This window comes from Methylophilus sp. Q8, from assembly GCF_000800115.1.
Classification (GTDB): domain Bacteria; phylum Pseudomonadota; class Gammaproteobacteria; order Burkholderiales; family Methylophilaceae; genus Methylophilus.
In genome coordinates this window covers 1,207,063-1,223,433 of the sequence record NZ_JUHE01000001.1, presented here as the reverse complement: position 1 = coordinate 1,223,433, position 16,371 = coordinate 1,207,063, and the positions used below count along the sequence as shown (strand labels likewise).

The following is a 16,371-nucleotide window of genomic DNA, read 5'->3' as shown; positions in this document are numbered from 1 at the left end:
TGTTATCCATTTTTATCATCCCCCTGCTCCAGTTTGAGTTGCAGCCTCAGCGTTTTCAATCGCGCCTCTACTTTGGATTGCAGATAAAAATCGCCATCTTTGGCTTTGCTGGCGATCTCAAACTGGTCAATCGCGCGCGGCAAATCATATTTACGCACATAGCTTTCGCCCAATGCCTGATGCCGTAACATCTGCTTGCCTTGTCCTTGATAAGCCGCTGCCAGCCAGTCATACAACTTGGGATCATCGGGAAAAGTATCCAGTTGCTTTTGAATAAAGGTCACAGCCAGCGCCCATTGATTACTACGTATTAATGACTCGGCCTGCCCTTGTGCCAGGATTCTATGTTTGGGGTACTGCTGCAAGCCCTGCACAAATTGCGCCTGTGCCTGCGGCACCTGGCCTAACTTGGCCAAAGTCAGCGCCTTTAAGGTCACCAGGTAAGGACTCACCATACCATGCTGCACCAGCCAGTCGACCTCCCCCTGCGCATTTTTGGCCTGATTGGCCCGCAGCCAGGCATAAGCCAGGCCATAATGCTCTGCCAGTTCGTTCTGATAACGGCCTTCGCTAATGTTATTCTGAAACTCCTCCACCATTTGTTGCGGCGCCCCCTGAAAAGCGCGGATTTTCGCCCGCATCAGGAAAAAAATCAGGCTTTCGTTAATCTGCTTGTAAGGCAGATTTTGCACACGGTTACCAATGTCGGCAATACGCTCACTGGTCAAAGGGTGTGTACGCAAATAGCTGGGCATACTGCCGCCATCAGAAAAGCGTGTCGCACGCTGCATGGTGGTAAAAAAGGCCGGCATAGCGCGCACATCAAATCCGGCGTCCTGCAAAATGGTCAGACCCACCCGGTCGGCCTCGCGCTCATGCTCACGCGTGTAATCCAGTTGCTTTTGGATGCCGGCGGCAGAGGCAGCCGTCATCGCACCCATCCCCACCTGCGGATTCGAACGCGCGATCAATAAGGCCAACGCCGTCGCTGCGATATTTTTAAACATATCGTACTTTTGTGACGCCAGCATGCGTGCCAGGTGATGCTGGGTGACATGACCGATCTCGTGCCCCAGCACACTGGCCAACTCTGACTCACTGTTCGAAGCCATAAACAAACCGGTATGTACACCAATCACGCCACCAGGCATGGCAAACGCGTTAATGGTTTTATCCTGTACCACAAAAAAGTAAAACTTCTGCTGGCGATCGGGGCTGCTCTCGCCCAATCGTGACCCTAATGCTTGCAGATAATCAGTGACTTCTGCGTCATCCAGCACATCCTCACTGGTCGCCACCTGCTTGAGAATCTGGTGCGCAATCTTTTCTTCATCACGCAATGACAATACAGTTTGCGAAGCATCGCCCAGCTCCGGCAACTGATTAGATGAATCTGACGGCAAACTCAAGTCAAGATCATCCGGCTCATACGGCTTACCCGAAAACACGCCTGTTGCATAATTAGCCAGTAAGGTCGCCCCCGGCATCAACAACAGGCCGCACAACAGCAATCCACGCACCACGTGGCGGCCACCCTGTTGATAAGCATGTTTAATGTCTTTAAAAGCCATGAATCCCAGCGTTCGAAATTGCACCGCCCGATCACAGGCCTGTGCCAACTACCCAAACTTGTTATGATAACGACTTCATCGCTTGAGTTCACCCTTTTTCATCCTAGCCAACCCATGACAAAACCAACATCAGGACTCACCCATTTCAATGCCCAAGGCCATGCCCACATGGTGGATATCGGCGACAAAGCCCATACCAAGCGCATCGCCATTGCCGAAGGCCACATCACCATGCAAGCCACTACTTTGCAAACCATCCTGCAAGGCAACGCAAAAAAAGGCGACGTGCTCGGCATCGCCCGTATTGCAGCAATCCAGGCCAGCAAAAAAACCAGCGACCTGATTCCACTATGTCACCCACTCAGCCTAAGCCGGGTAGATGTCAGTTTTATGGCGGATGAAACACAACACAGCATTAGCTGCCGCGTGCAATGTGAAACTACCGGGCAGACAGGGGTCGAAATGGAAGCATTGACTGCTGTGCAAGTGGGACTGCTAACGATTTATGATATGTGCAAGGCGATTGACAGAGGCATGACCATACAAGGGGTGAGAGTCCTGGAGAAGCATGGCGGGAAGAGTGGGGATTGGGTAGCCGTTTAAACGAAAACCTATCCAAGTAAATACAAAAGAATTAAGTTTTAAAGCGACACTGACCGTATCGAGGCATTTCTTTCGCCTCTAGGCGAGTCACTTTCTGATGCTTGCCCCTCAGAAAGTAACCGAAGAGGAGGGCACCCAGCCATCACGGCCTTACGGCTTCCTTGCGTTGCTCAACAAAATAAGCCGGTCACGAAACTCATCCTAGCGGGCTGCACACTACGCAGCCCACCGCGGGATTCGGACAGCCGCTCCCTCTCCTCTTATTTTGTCTCCGCTACTCAGCGTGATGGGATGGGATTTATCTCGCCAAACTCACATTGTAGAAATCTGAACGGTTCAAAAAAAACAGATTGGTTTGTTAAGGGCAATAATGGTGGGGCTCATTAGGTGTTCGGAGTCCCCATCTGCCGCGCCGAGCAACGCAGGATTGACGGGAGTTCTCGGCCATCGGCTGTTTGAGCTCCGCAACAAGCCACGTCTTGTGTGGCTTGTCAGGGCGAGTTTCGATGGACGCCCGACAAGCCGAGTAGCGCAAGGAACAAGCGGAAGCTGGGGTGCACTTTCTTTTGGTTACTTGTTCTTTGTGCAAGCAAAGAAAAGTAACTCGCCGAAAGGGCGAAACAAAGCGCCTCATCAATGCACAACCCTAAAAATCAAAAGAATCACTTTCCCAGCCTAATCCAACAACGCCGCAATCCGCCGCGCGCACTCCGGTGCCATAGTCACCCCATACCGAAAATGCCCGGTATTCAGGTACAAATTCTCAATCTGCGGGTGTCGCCCAATACTAGGAATATTATGCGGTGTCCCCGGACGCAAGCCACTCCAGTGTTTGATAATCGGCTGTCCCTGCAAGGCAGGTAAGATAGCCTCAGCCTTTTGCAGCATTTCCTGTCGCATACTGTCGGTCACGCCTGTATCAAAACCAACATCCTCCAGGCTGCTACCCGCCAGTAAATGACCATCCTGCCGTTGCAGCATATAGAACCCATCGCGGTAAAGAATATGCGGCAGCAGACCAGGCGCCATGTGATACAACAGCATTTGCCCGCGCATAGGTTTGATATCGAGACTGGAGGCCGTTTGCTTGAGTAGTTCAAAACTCCAGGCACCAGAGGTGACGACAAAAACATCGGCAGACAAGGTTTCACCAGTAGTGGTTTGCCAGCTGGTGATGGATGCGTGACCTTCTTGCAATGGCATCAATTGGGTCTGCTCGCGCAGCGTGACGCCATGCTTGATCAGCCAGGCTTTGAGGGATTGCAGCAGGCGTGGATTACGGATTTGCACAACTTCGGGAATCAATAGATCAGCGCCCTGTAACACGTATTCAAGGCCAAACCGTTCACACCAGTCTATGGCTGGTTGCAGGTCAAACGGTGGCTGAATCAGCATACCACTACGGGTACATTCGGGGTCTATACCGGTTTCGGCGTACAACTCGGCGCTCACTGCCGGATAGGCACGCGCACCAGCCAACGCCAGTTCATTCACGACGTCCTGGTAAAACCAAGGCAATAGAGGAAACGCTATGCCAGCCCCCGCCCAAGAGGATTCGCCTGAGGTTTGCGCCGCAATGATGTTGCGCTCAACCAGCGTGACCGTATGGCCTTGCTTGCGCAACTGCATGGCGGTCAGGCACCCGACAATACCGCCACCCACCACCACGACTGAACTGTTAGCCATAAGATTTTTTCTGAAATAGCATGAAAAGCCTGGCAGGACGATGTGTGACCTGCCAGGACACGAGGCGTGTATTGTCTTACGGTTTGCGTCCGGAAATCAAATAGACTTCCATTGCGATGAGGGCTGCATTACTGCCCAGCAACACCAGGATATCGCCTTCATTCAGCATAATGTCATCCCTGGGCGCGATTGGCTCGGGCATATTCGGGCGACGTAACTGCTTGACCTCGACGGCAAAATCACCGAACGGAATATGGTCCAGGCGCAGGCCGTGTGCATAAAAGTTCTTATACACTTCCACCGAGTGCAACTGTGGTAACGAGGCAGTGGCGGTATCAGCATCGCTGACGCCGCGGAAGTAGCCCTTGAACATTTTATAGCGCTCTTCACGGAACAGGCGGATGCGTTTGACGACACGGTTAAGGGGGACGCCTAAGGTCACCAGTGCATGCGAAGCCAGCATCAGGCTGCCTTCAAGGATTTCCGGCACCACTTCTGCGGCACCGGCATCTCGCAGTGCATCCATGTCACTATCATCATGCGTGCGCACAATCACCGGCAGGTTGGGATTCCGCTCCTGAATCACATGCAAGACCTTCATGGTACCGCGGATTTCAGCATAACTGATGATGACGGCTTTTGCCCTGGCCAAGCCAGCGGCTTCCAGCACCGAGCGCCGCCCGGCATCACCGTAAATCACATTCTCACCAGCAGAAGCGGCTTCCTGCACACGGCTGGCATCCATATCCAGCGCGACATACGGGATATTTTCTTCGCGCAAAAAACGCCCCAGGTATTGGCCGCTACGACCATAGCCGCAAATAATCACGTGATCACGCAGATCCTGGCTATGCTCCTGTATGGTATCCACCACTTTGATGCTGTTGCGGCTGTAGCTTTTGACCAGCGCACGCGCAATGCGGCCGTTTTTTTGAATAATAAACGGCGCCACCAGCATGGAGAGCACGGCCACAGACAACACCAGTTGCAAGGAGTCGCCATCAATCAAATTGGTTTGTAAACCCAGCGCCAGTACCACAAAACTAAACTCGCCGGCCTGGCCGAGGATGATGCCGGTACGCACGCCCACGCCCATTTCAAAGCCATAGAACCTGGTCAGCAAGGCGATCAGGCCAATCTTGAAGACCAGGAACAATATCAGCAAGACAGCAATCAGCCCCACATGCTGGACGAGCACAGAGACGTCCAGCAACATGCCGACACTGATAAAAAACAGGCCCAGTAAAATATCGCGGAAAGGGGCAATATCAGATTCCACCTGGTAGCGATACTTGGTTTCTGAAATCAGCATACCCGCCACAAACGCCCCCAGGGCATACGACAAGCCAACAAAGTTAGTGGCCGCTGCCATTAACAAGGTCACCATCAATACATTGAGTACAAACAGCTCACGTGAACGCTGCTTGGCAACCAGCTCAAACCAGAAGTTGAGGATGTTTTTACCAAACTTGAACAAGAAAAACAGCAGGATTGAGGACTTGAACAAAGTCAGTCCCAATACATCCAGCCAGTTATCGCTGTGTGAGCCTAAGGTCTGGATCAGCACCAGAATCGGGATCACTGCCAAATCCTGGAACAGTAGCACGCCGATACTTAGGCGGCCATGTCTGGAGTTTAAATCGACACGTTCCATCAGGATTTTGGACACAATGGCGGTCGAAGACATGGTGATGGCGGCACCAATAATGAACGCCGAGGTCAGGCTCAGCCCCGCCAGCTTGCCCAGTACCAGACTGGCCAGCAAAGTCAGTACTACCTGGCCGCCACCCAAGCCGAACAGGGTTTTACGCATGGCATAGAGTTTAGGCAGGCTGAACTCGAGGCCGATACTAAACATCAGGAACACAATACCGAACTCGGCCACCTGGCGGCCAGTTTCTTCATCTTCCAGCAAGCCTAGGGCGTGCGGGCCGAGCACAATACCGATCATGAAGTAAGCCAGCATCGCTGGCAAACCCAGGATGCGGAATAAGCCGACGGCAAAGACCGAGCTGGTAAGCAACAATAATAAATGGATCAGGGAATCAAACATGCAAAAATTCTAAAGCATTAATGTCAAGCCGTGCAGATGAATGTCTGCCAGCAAACCATATATTATGACGTATCGTCAGTGATGTAACCTGAAACAGTCGCGTTTCAGGATGATGCATCCTGCCACAAAACACTATTTTATGCAAAAAATGTGCCCGCTAATAAAAAATCCGTAAAAAAGCTGTGTTTCGCTTTCTTGCCGGGGGCGTCACTTGCTATACTAACCCGCCATGAACACAGCAAAATCAGGTGTCCACCTCGTGAAAAGTCCAGACATCGTGACGCGTGCACGAGGCATACTGCTGCACGAGGCAGATGAAATCCGCCAACTGGCCGACCGTATCGGCAGCGAGTTCGAAGCCGCTGTCAGCATGATTCTGGCCTGTCGCGGCCGCATTGTCGTCACTGGCATGGGTAAATCCGGCCATATCGGCGGCAAAATTGCGGCTACCCTGGCCAGCACGGGTACCCCTGCGTTCTTTATGCATCCGGCGGAAGCCAGCCATGGCGACCTGGGCATGATCACAGCTGAAGATGTCGTGATTGCGCTATCCAATTCCGGCGAAAGTGATGAAATCATCAATATTTTGCCCGCCATTCGCCGCATCGGTGCGCGTATTCTGAGCATTACCGGTAGCGAAAATTCCACGCTATCGCGCGAGTCAGATGTACATTTAAGTGCTGCAGTTAGCCACGAAGCGTGCCCACTGGGGCTGGCACCCACGGCCAGCACGACGGCCGCACTGGCCTTGGGCGATGCGTTGGCGCTCTGCGTTCTCGACTTGCGCGAATTCACTGCCGAGGACTTTGCGCGGTCACATCCTGGCGGCAGTCTGGGCAGACGGCTGCTGGTGAGAATTAAAGATGTCATGCGTACGGGGGATGCGATCCCCGCTATCAGCGAGCATGGCACCGTACAGGAAGCGATTGCACAGATTTCGAGCAAAGGCATGGGATTTACAGCGATTGTCGATAGCGCACAACACCCGATCGGCGTATTCACCGACGGCGATTTGCGTCGCTTGTTTATGCAAGGTGCAACCGATACGCAACAATCTATCAAAACGGTCATGAATACGCAGCCACGTTTATTGGGCATGCAACAAATGGCGGTTGAAGCAGTCAACCTGATGGAGCAATATAAAATTAACGGGTTTATGGCAGTGAACGAGCAGCAGCAATTAGTGGGCGCATTTAACATGCATGATTTACTCAAGGCAAAAATCGTTTAGGTTCACTGACGCCCTGGAACGCCCACATGCTTAAACACCCCATCTTATTGCCGATTGCGTTAATGCTGTTTTTAGCGCTGCTGACATTCTGGATTAACCAGACGGTACAGGAACAGGCGCTGAGCTTGAGCCGCTTAAGTCGTCACGATCCGGACTACATGCTCTATAACTTTGTCAGCACGCGTACCGACGCCACTGGCAATACCAAATACGTGTTAGCTGCGGCAGAAATGCGCCATTTTCCGGATAACGACTATACCGAATTACAGCGCCCGCGTTTCACCCAGTTTGGGCAGGATAAACCTTACACGCAAATTCATGGCCAGCACGGCAAAGTCTCAACCAATGGTAAACTGGTCGAGTTTAGCAAGCAGGTCAAGGTCATACGCCAGGGCACGCTGGCCAAGCCTGAAATGCAGTTGCAAACCGAACATTTAACGCTGGAGCCGGATACAGACCTCGCTTACACCGATTTGCCGGTCACGATCCGTCAGCTACCAGCGACGGTGATCACAGGCACCGGCATGCGTTTTGATAACAAAGCAGGCACCATGCAATTATTTAACCGGGTGCATGTACATTATGTACGCGTACCCGCAGTCGCAAAAACTGCAAGCCCGGCAGCGAAGGCGAAAACAGGCAAACACAAGGGTCGTTGATTCTGGAGAAATGAGTTGAACACGCACAAGCCATTATTTTATGCCACCTGCTTGACCTTATGGGCACTGCTATCGTGGTCAACCAGCGTGCTGGCTGAAGAGTCTGACCGTGACCAGCCGATTGAGCTGGAAGCGGATACCGTGACCGTGAATGATGCCAAAAAAATCAGCATTTATACCGGCAATGTGATCCTCAACCAGGGCACCCTGCAAATCAAAGCCGACAAAATGATTGTGCGTGAAGACCAGGATGGCTTTCAGCACAGCACCTGTACCGGCAACCCGACCACATTCAAGCAAAAACGCACTGGCAAAGACGAATGGATGCAAGGCAGCGGACAGCGTATTGAATACAACGCGCGCATGGACAAGGTACAGCTATACACCAACGCCTGGGTCAAACGTGGTGAAGACCTGGTCACCGGTGACTACATCAGTTATGACGCCAATGCAGAGTACGCCGAAGTCATTGGCGGCACCAAGGCTAACCCCAATGGTACCGCCGGTAGCCGTGTCAAAGCGACTATCCAGCCCAAGAACAAAACCACGCCGCCTGTGATTGATAACAAGCCAACCTCGCAGCAAGGGCTGCGCATGAACCGCTCGCTGCAAATCAAAGTGGAACCGGCACCCGCCGACACCACTAATGAGCCTACGAAAGCGCAACCTTAAAGACCGGCCTTATGCAGACAACAGTTTCACCAGATCATAACCATTTACGTGTCAGCCACCTGAAAAAAGCCTATCAGGGACGCACCGTGGTTAAAAACACCACACTTGAGCTACGCAGCGGCGAAGTGATTGGTTTGCTCGGCCCGAATGGTGCTGGCAAAACCACCAGCTTTTATATGATTGTTGGCCTGGTCGCACTGGACGACGGCAGCATTACGCTGAATGGCGCAGATGTCAGCCGCGCGCCCATGCACGAGCGCGCCCGCATGGGCCTGGCTTACCTGCCACAAGAAGCATCCATTTTTCGTAAAATGACGGTGACTGATAATATTTTATCAATTCTGGAAACCCGCCCTTACACGGAAGAAGAGCGTGAAGCGCGGCTGGAGTCTTTACTGGATCAATTACATATCCAGCATATCCGTCACAGCCAGGCCGTCAGCCTGTCGGGCGGCGAGCGCCGCCGCGTAGAGATTGCGCGCTGCCTGGCCACAGACCCGAAATTCATCCTGCTGGATGAGCCATTTGCCGGGATTGACCCGATTGCGGTGATTGAGATCCAGAAAATTATCCGCTACCTGAGCAGCCAGAATATTGGCATTTTGATTACAGACCACAACGTGCGTGAAACCCTGGATATTTGTGACCGGGCGTATATCGTTAATGAAGGCGCTGTGTTTGCCGCAGGCACGCCAGACGAAATCATTCAGAACGAAGGCGTACGTGAAGTCTATCTGGGCAAGAATTTTAGGCTGTAACCTGATATGAAGCAAAACCTGCAATTACGCATCTCACAAAACCTGGCGCTCACCCCGCAACTTCAGCAGTCCATCCGCCTGTTGCAGTTGTCCACGCTGGAGTTAAGCCAGGAGCTGGAAACCATCCTGCAGGAAAATCCGCTGCTGGAAATGGCTGACGGCGAAGAAGGAGAATTTGAAGATAACTCGCCATTGGCCACCAGCTCGACAGACACAGAGCAGGTGGATGCAAGTTCATTTGATGTCGCTACCCAAAACGACCTCACTCCTCCTGCAGAGAGTCTGCGTGATGAACCACGTGACGAAACGAGCGGCACTGAAGGCGAACAACCGAATCTGAATGAAGAATTCACGCCGCCCGAGTTTGAAGATGACTACGAAGAGTTTGGCAGTGCCAGCAACTGGGACGAAGCGGGCCGCAACAACCTCGATGATGAAGATAGTGACTTCTCTCGCCAGGACGCCAACAATATCAGTCTGCGCGAGCACCTGATCAACCAGATGCAGTTGGCACATCTATCCAAGCGTGACATGGATCTGGTGAAATTTTTGCTCGACAGCATTAACGATGATGGTTATTTAGAGCAGGATTTACAAGAGATTGTCGACCTGTTGCCGCCAGAGCTGGAAATTGAGTTACTGGAGCTGGAAACCGCACTGAAATTGATCCAGAACCTGGATCCGATCGGCGTCGGCGCACGTGACCTGCGTGAATGCATCTTGCTACAACTGCAAGTACTGCCGCCTGAGACACCTTATTTGCGTATTGCGATGGCGATTGCCAAAGATCACCTGGCATTGCTCGCCAACAAAGACTTTGTCAAATTGCGCAAGGTACTCACTTGCGACGAAGCCGCGCTCAAAGGCGCGCAACACCTGATTCGCCAGCAAAATCCCAAGCCAGGCAACGAGTTTGCGACCTTTAGCCATGACCACTTTATCCAGCACGATGTCGTGGTCAAAAAAATCAAAGGCATCTGGATGGCATCGCTCAATGATGGCGTGATCCCCAAATTGCGTATCAATCAGTTGTATGCAGATATCCTCAAGCGCAACCGTGAAAGCTCCGGCCAATATCTGCAGAGCCAGATGCAGGAAGCCAAATGGATGATTAAAAATATCCAGCAACGCTTTTCTACCATCTTGCGTGTGTCGCAAGCGATTGTGGACAGACAGCGCAATTTCTTTGAACATGGTGAAATTGCCATGCGGCCCCTGGTATTGCGCGAAATTGCCGAAGAGCTCGACTTGCATGAAAGCACGGTTTCTCGCGTGACAACGCATAAGTATATGCTCACGCCACGCGGTGTATTTGAACTTAAATACTTTTTTGGCAGCTCAGTTGCCACCGATGCGGGCGGCTCATGCTCTGCAACCGCCATTCGCGCCCTGATCAAACAAATGGTCGCTGAAGAGAACCAGAAAAAACCATTGTCCGACAATCAAATCACCGATACGCTGGCGCAGCAAGGCATTGTGGTTGCGCGCCGCACCATTGCCAAATACCGCGAATCGCTGAATATTCCACCGGCCAACTTACGCAAATCGCTGTAAACCAAAAAGGCCGCAAATGCGGCCTTTTTTAATCAGTAACACATGTTTACTGGATGGTGATTTTGGCAAACTTGCGCTTGCCGACTTGTGCCACCACGGTCACCCCTTTTGCCAGTGACAGGTTTTTATCATCAACTTTTACGCTATCCAGCTTCACGCCGCCTTGTTGCACGGCGCGCATGGCTTCACTGGTGCTTTCCACCAGACCCGCCTGCTTGAGCAACTGGCTGATACTGATGCTATCACCGTCAATCGCCACTGCCACCTCAGGCACATCATCAGGAATCCCGCCTTTGGCACGGGTCTGGAAGTCTTGCAGGGCCTTTTCAGCCGCCGCCTGGCCGTGGAAACGGGCGACGATCTCCTGCGCAAAACCGACCTTGATATTACGCGGATTGTCGCCAGCAGCCACTTGTGCTTTCCACTGGGCGATAGTTTCCAGGGTGGCAAATGACAGCAAGTCGATGTAACGCCACATCAGTTCATCAGAAACCGACATGATTTTGGCAAAAATCGTCTCAGGCGCTTCGCTGATACCAATATAGTTACCCAAAGACTTGGACATTTTATTCACGCCGTCCAGGCCTTCCAGCAACGGCATCATCAACACGCATTGCTGCGATTGGCCAGCCTGCTTTTGCAATTCACGGCCCATTAGCAGGTTAAATTTCTGGTCTGTGCCGCCCAGTTCCAAATCGGCCTGCAAAGCCACAGAGTCATAGCCCTGCAATAAGGGATACAAGAATTCATGAATCGCGATTGGCTGGTTGCCTTTGAAGCGCTTGGAGAAGTCATCGCGCTCCAGCATACGGGCGACCGTATGGCTGGCTGCCAGCTTGATCATGCCCGCGGCACCGAGGTCGCTTAACCACTTGGAGTTAAACACAATCTCGGTTTTGGCCGGGTCCAGAATCTTGAATACCTGCTCGGAATAGGTATCAGCATTCGCCTTCACCTGTTCAACCGTTAACGGCGGGCGCGTGGTACTTTTACCCGTCGGGTCACCAATCATGCCGGTAAAGTCACCGATCAGGAATTGAATCTGGTGCCCCAGATCCTGCAACTGGCGCAATTTGTTAATCAGCACGGTGTGCCCCAGATGCAAATCAGGCGCAGTGGGGTCAAAACCCGCTTTCACACGCAAGGGTTTGCCAGTTTTCAGCTTTTCAATCAGTTCTTGCTCGATTAATAGCTCATCGGCACCGCGTTTGATAATCGCCAGTGCATTCACAATCTCTGGACTCAGTGCTTCAGTCGTCACTGAAGCTTGGTTTACGTCTGTCATAAAGGTTCTTTTTTTGAGGCGCGCGTTGCGCGCACTTCGTCATGAAAGTAAAACAGCTATTTTAACGTAATCCCATGCATTTCTGTAAGCCAGGCATGAGCAGTGTTACACTTATGCCTTATGAATTTTTCTGCCCCACCCACTCAAACGCGCCTGTTTATCGGCCTGATGTCTGGTACCAGTCTGGATGGGGTGGACGCCGTCCTGGTCGCGCAACAAGGCGAGCACCTGCAGCAACAAAGCCAGTATTTCCTGCCTTATCCGGCAGATATCAGGCAAATCCTGCTGGATCTGCATACACCAGCCGTCAACGAATTACATACTGCCGCTATAGTGTCCAATCAGCTGGCCGACCTCTATGCAGCGGCAGTGCAAGGCTTATTGCAAACAGCCAATGTATCGGCAGAAGCCGTGACGGCGATTGGCTGCCATGGGCAAACCATACGCCACTGTCCTGATCTGGCCAACGGCCAGGCCTATACCTTGCAACTGGGTAACCATGCACGCCTGGCGGAACGCACTGGCATCACCGTAGTCGGCGACTTTCGCAGCCGCGACATTGCGGCTGGCGGACAAGGTGCACCATTAGTGCCCGCCTTTCACCAGGCAGTCTTTGCGGCACCTGACACACATCGCGTCATTTTGAATATTGGCGGCATCGCCAACCTGAGCGACTTACCGGTGAGCGGCAAGGTGATTGGCTTTGATTCCGGCCCCGGCAACTTACTTATGGACTCATGGACCCTGCAGCACACAGGCCAGAGCTATGATGCTGGTGGCGCCTGGGCAGTACGTGGCGACGTCAATCCAGCCTTGCTGGACGCTTTGCTCGCTGACCCGTATTTTGCATTGCCCATCCCGAAAAGCACTGGCCGCGACCTGTTTAACCAGGCCTGGCTCCATGCACACCTGCAAGCCCATGCTGACACACCACAGAATGTCGCGCGTACGCTGCTGGAACTGACTGCAGTGACGATCGCCAATGCCTTGAAACAGCATTGCAGCGGTGCTGCAGAAATCTATGTCTGCGGCGGCGGTGCGCACAACATTGCCTTGATAGACAGATTGCAAACCCTGTGCGGGCGACCAGTGCAACACACGGATAGCCTGGGAATTGGCGTCGACTGGGTGGAAGCCGTTGCTTTTGCCTGGCTGGCGCAACGTTGCGTGGATCATCAACCCGGCAACCTGCCTGCCGTCACCGGCGCAGCAGGGCCACGGGTATTAGGCGCGATTTATCCGAATTAGGACTAAGACACCCTAAAGCAGTGCGAATGCACTCAATGTTTGATTTAAACTGGTGCAGGATTGAAGACGATTTTTTAACTTTTCCACCCTCATTTCCGCGCAAGCCCCCATATTCAAAAACGATTGCGTATAATTTAGACAACCTTGACTTAAACAGAGTACGTTATGGCTACCAAAGCGACCATTACATTTGACAACGACAGTACCGCAATTGAATTGCCCGTCTTAAAGGGCAGCTTGGGCACGGATGTAATCGATATCCGTAACTTGGGCAAACATGGTTACTTCACATTTGACCCCGGCTTTATGTCTACGGCTTCTTGCAACTCCGGCATCACCTTTATTGATGGTGAACAAGGGTTGCTGTATTACCGTGGCTACCCGATTGAACAGCTGGCAGAAAACTGTAACTTCCTCGAAGTTTCGCACTTACTGCTCAATGGCGAACTGCCGGACCTGCAACAACGTGAAGCATTCGTCGACACCATCAGCCAGCACACCATGCTGCACGACCAGATGAGCAACGTGTTTCGCGGTTTCCGCCGCGATGCCCACCCGATGGCAGTCATGATTGCGGTCGTGGGTGCCATGGCTGCGTTTTATCCCGACAATAACAATGTGGCCGACCCGGAATCTCGCCGGGTGGCCGCCATGCGTCTACTAGCCAAAGTACCGACGATTGCCGCCTGGAGCTACAAGTACAATGTAGGCGAGCCATTTATGTACCCCCAAAACAAGCTGGGATACGCAGAAAACTTTATGCATATGATGTTCGCGACCCCTTGCGAAGAGTATGTACCCAACCCGATCCTGGCACGTGCATTTGAGCGTATCCTGATTCTGCATGCAGATCACGAGCAAAACGCATCTACCTCTACCGTACGCCTGGTTGGCTCCAGCGGCGCCAACCCGTTTGCCTGTATCGCGGCCGGGATTGCCTCTTTGTGGGGCCCATCCCATGGCGGTGCCAACGAAGCAACATTGAACATGCTGGAAGAGATTGGCGACGTCAGCCGTATTGGTGAATTCATCAAGCGCGCCAAAGACAAAACTGACAGCTTCCGCCTCATGGGCTTTGGTCATCGCGTCTATCGCAACATGGACCCGCGCGCCTCCATCATGCGTAAAACCTGCCATGAAGTATTGAATGAACTGGGTCTGCACGATGACCCTATGTTCAAACTGGCGATGGAACTGGAAAAAATCGCGCTGGAAGACGAATACTTCGTCTCACGCAAACTGTATCCGAATGTCGACTTCTACAGCGGTATCGTCATGCGTGCCATGGGCATTCCAAACTCCATGTTTACCGCCATATTTGCGCTAGCGCGCACCGCTGGCTGGATTTCGCAATGGAGCGAGATGAATGCCGACCCGGAGCAAAAAATTGGCCGCCCACGCCAATTGTATGTCGGCTCTGAACGCAGGGAGTTTGTACCGCTGCACCAACGCTAGCCACAGACTGAATCACGCCTGCAAAAACAAAAGCCCGACATCAATAGATTGTCGGGCTTTTCATATTCTCCGATCCTGATCGTTTCCGCTAACGCAACACACCAAGGTCATGGAGCTGTTTTGTCAGTGCATCCGCCAACTCACGATAACCTTCTGCATTCGGATGCACTTGATCGGCAAGCAGCCGGCCATCTGACAAGACAGCAGACACTGCGTGAGGCACTAATAGTGCGCCAGTTGCCTCGGCCGCGCGTGCATAGAGCGGGTGATCACTGAGCGGGCCAGCCAGACTCACTTCCGGCATGGCAATCAATATAGCGGCTGCATCCGCCTGCTGTACTAAATGTACGATACTTTTCAGGTTTTCCTCGACACGCGCTGGCGCCATTTGCCGCAAGAAATCATTGCCACCCAGCTCAATAATGACCAATCGAGGTCTATGCTGCACCAATAAGCCCGGCAAGCGTGACAAACCACCGCTGGAAACATCCCCAGCAATACCAGCATTGATGACCTGCCAGCCGGTCTTGCGTGCCAGCAGTGTCGGATAATCCTGCGTACCATGCTCGGCGCCTGTACCGTAGCTAATGCTATCGCCCAGCACAAGTACAGTCGCGCCAGCCGGGATAGCCTGCACCTCTGCTGCATGCTTGGTACAGCCCAGGCTGATAGCCATACTCGTGACAAGTATCAGCCGGCATAAAAAAAGCCAAGCACCCGCTTGGCTTTTCTCAATCATAAAACGCATGACTGAATGCAGTCGTTAAACCGAGAACGAGCTACCACAACCACAAGTGGTGGTCGCATTCGGGTTGCGGATCACAAACTGTGAACCTTGCAGGCTATCGGTGTAATCAATCTCGGCACCGGCCAGATATTGCAAGCTCATCGGGTCAATCAGCAACGTGACGCCATCTTTATCGACTTGCGTATCATCATCGTTTACTTCTTCTTCAAACGTAAAGCCGTATTGGAAACCGGAGCAGCCACCACCGCTGACGAATACACGCAGTTTCAGGTCTGGCGTGCCTTCTTCATCAATCAGTTCTTTCACTTTTTTGGCGGCATTGTCGGTAAACACCAACGGTACGGGCATTTCAAGGGTAGCTTCTGCGGTCATCATAGACTCCTGTCAAATTCTCAATAACAATATGGCGACGAAAGTTTTAATTTCAAGTCGCTTCCGGGACGGCAGCCTCAGATGGCTCCCCCAGGTAAATCAGTTTTCCTTCAATCACCGCGCCGGTGTGCATTTCAAGTGATTTATAGTACAAGTCACCCACGATTCTGGCCTTGCTTTGTAACTCAATAAACACTGAAGAGCGCACCGGGCCGCGTATCATGCCATTCAAAACAATTTTAGAAGCCTCGACGGCGCCTGTCACGGCCCCATTTTCACTGATAATCAGTGTGCTGGGATGCTCACGTTTTTCAATCACATTCCCGGCAATCAAGCCATCGACTCTTAACCCGCCCGCAAATTGCATATTGCCATTAATCTGTGTTTCATGGCCGATCAAGGTATCAATATGACTGTCGATTTGAACGCTTTTTTTGAAAAACATGCTACTTCCTGTTCCGAATTAACTTAAATGG

General features: G+C 52.3%; 15 protein-coding genes. 8 read left to right on the top strand and 7 right to left on the bottom strand.

Going from position 1 to position 16,371, the window contains the following annotated elements; all coding sequences use genetic code 11:
* Positions 1-2: 2 nt before the first annotated feature.
* A complete protein-coding gene (locus GQ52_RS05900; RefSeq protein WP_235272999.1) occupies positions 3-1,571 on the bottom strand; it encodes a M48 family metalloprotease in 1,569 nt (522 codons plus the stop codon).
* Between the two features lie 114 nt (positions 1,572-1,685).
* On the opposite strand from GQ52_RS05900, the gene moaC reads away from it, so the two are divergent.
* Positions 1,686-2,174, top strand: coding sequence for a cyclic pyranopterin monophosphate synthase MoaC (gene moaC / locus GQ52_RS05895; protein ID WP_047515858.1), 489 nt, complete (start codon positions 1,686-1,688; stop codon positions 2,172-2,174).
* 675 nt (positions 2,175-2,849) lie between these two features.
* Here the strand turns inward: moaC and GQ52_RS05890 are convergent.
* The gene (locus tag GQ52_RS05890) at positions 2,850-3,860 is read right to left on the bottom strand and encodes an FAD-binding oxidoreductase (protein ID WP_047515856.1); all 1,011 of its coding nucleotides are present in this window, start codon (positions 3,858-3,860) and stop codon (positions 2,850-2,852) included.
* Between the two features lie 76 nt (positions 3,861-3,936).
* Positions 3,937-5,913: a cation:proton antiporter gene (locus tag GQ52_RS05885; protein ID WP_019883702.1), complete on the bottom strand. Its 1,977-nt coding sequence runs from the start codon at positions 5,911-5,913 to the stop codon at positions 3,937-3,939.
* A gap of 229 nt (positions 5,914-6,142) precedes the next feature.
* Here GQ52_RS05885 and GQ52_RS05880 point away from each other — a divergent pair, with 229 nt between their 5' ends.
* Genes GQ52_RS05880 through GQ52_RS05860 form a run of 5 tightly spaced genes read left to right on the top strand, consistent with a single transcriptional unit; the run spans position 6,143 to position 10,787 of the window.
* Positions 6,143-7,144 (top strand): SIS domain-containing protein, encoded by a 1,002-nt coding sequence (locus GQ52_RS05880; RefSeq protein WP_047515848.1) that lies wholly within the window; start codon positions 6,143-6,145, stop codon positions 7,142-7,144.
* Between the two features lie 26 nt (positions 7,145-7,170).
* Positions 7,171-7,803, top strand: a complete 633-nt coding sequence (lptC, locus tag GQ52_RS05875) for an LPS export ABC transporter periplasmic protein LptC (RefSeq protein ID WP_047515847.1) — start codon at positions 7,171-7,173, stop codon at positions 7,801-7,803.
* 15 nt (positions 7,804-7,818) lie between these two features.
* Positions 7,819-8,475: a lipopolysaccharide transport periplasmic protein LptA gene (gene lptA / locus GQ52_RS05870; protein WP_019883705.1), complete on the top strand. Its 657-nt coding sequence runs from the start codon at positions 7,819-7,821 to the stop codon at positions 8,473-8,475.
* Positions 8,476-8,486: 11 nt separating this feature from the next.
* Positions 8,487-9,233 (top strand): LPS export ABC transporter ATP-binding protein, encoded by a 747-nt coding sequence (lptB, locus tag GQ52_RS05865; protein WP_019883706.1) that lies wholly within the window; start codon positions 8,487-8,489, stop codon positions 9,231-9,233.
* A 6-nt stretch (positions 9,234-9,239) separates the two neighbouring features.
* On the top strand, positions 9,240-10,787 hold the full coding sequence (locus tag GQ52_RS05860) for an RNA polymerase factor sigma-54 (protein WP_047515845.1): 1,548 nt from the start codon (positions 9,240-9,242) through the stop codon (positions 10,785-10,787).
* A gap of 46 nt (positions 10,788-10,833) precedes the next feature.
* On the opposite strand, the gene tyrS is transcribed toward GQ52_RS05860, so the two are convergent.
* Entirely contained in the window at positions 10,834-12,072 is a 1,239-nt protein-coding gene (tyrS, locus tag GQ52_RS05855) for a tyrosine--tRNA ligase (protein ID WP_047515841.1), read from the bottom strand.
* Positions 12,073-12,192: 120 nt separating this feature from the next.
* On the opposite strand from tyrS, the gene GQ52_RS05850 reads away from it, so the two are divergent.
* Together GQ52_RS05850 and gltA are read left to right on the top strand one after the other, a co-directional pair.
* Entirely contained in the window at positions 12,193-13,320 is a 1,128-nt protein-coding gene (locus GQ52_RS05850; protein ID WP_047515837.1) for an anhydro-N-acetylmuramic acid kinase, read from the top strand.
* Between the two features lie 165 nt (positions 13,321-13,485).
* Positions 13,486-14,775 (top strand): citrate synthase, encoded by a 1,290-nt coding sequence (gene gltA, locus GQ52_RS05845; protein ID WP_047515835.1) that lies wholly within the window; start codon positions 13,486-13,488, stop codon positions 14,773-14,775.
* Positions 14,776-14,863: 88 nt separating this feature from the next.
* On the opposite strand, the gene GQ52_RS05840 is transcribed toward gltA, so the two are convergent.
* The 3 genes from GQ52_RS05840 to GQ52_RS05830 form a co-directional block, all read right to left on the bottom strand.
* The gene (locus GQ52_RS05840; protein WP_019883713.1) at positions 14,864-15,451 is read right to left on the bottom strand and encodes a GDSL-type esterase/lipase family protein; all 588 of its coding nucleotides are present in this window, start codon (positions 15,449-15,451) and stop codon (positions 14,864-14,866) included.
* Between the two features lie 87 nt (positions 15,452-15,538).
* Positions 15,539-15,895, bottom strand: coding sequence for an iron-sulfur cluster insertion protein ErpA (gene erpA, locus GQ52_RS05835; protein WP_019883715.1), 357 nt, complete (start codon positions 15,893-15,895; stop codon positions 15,539-15,541).
* Between the two features lie 52 nt (positions 15,896-15,947).
* Positions 15,948-16,340, bottom strand: a complete 393-nt coding sequence (locus GQ52_RS05830) for a polymer-forming cytoskeletal protein (RefSeq protein ID WP_019883716.1) — start codon at positions 16,338-16,340, stop codon at positions 15,948-15,950.
* Positions 16,341-16,371 lie beyond the last annotated feature (31 nt).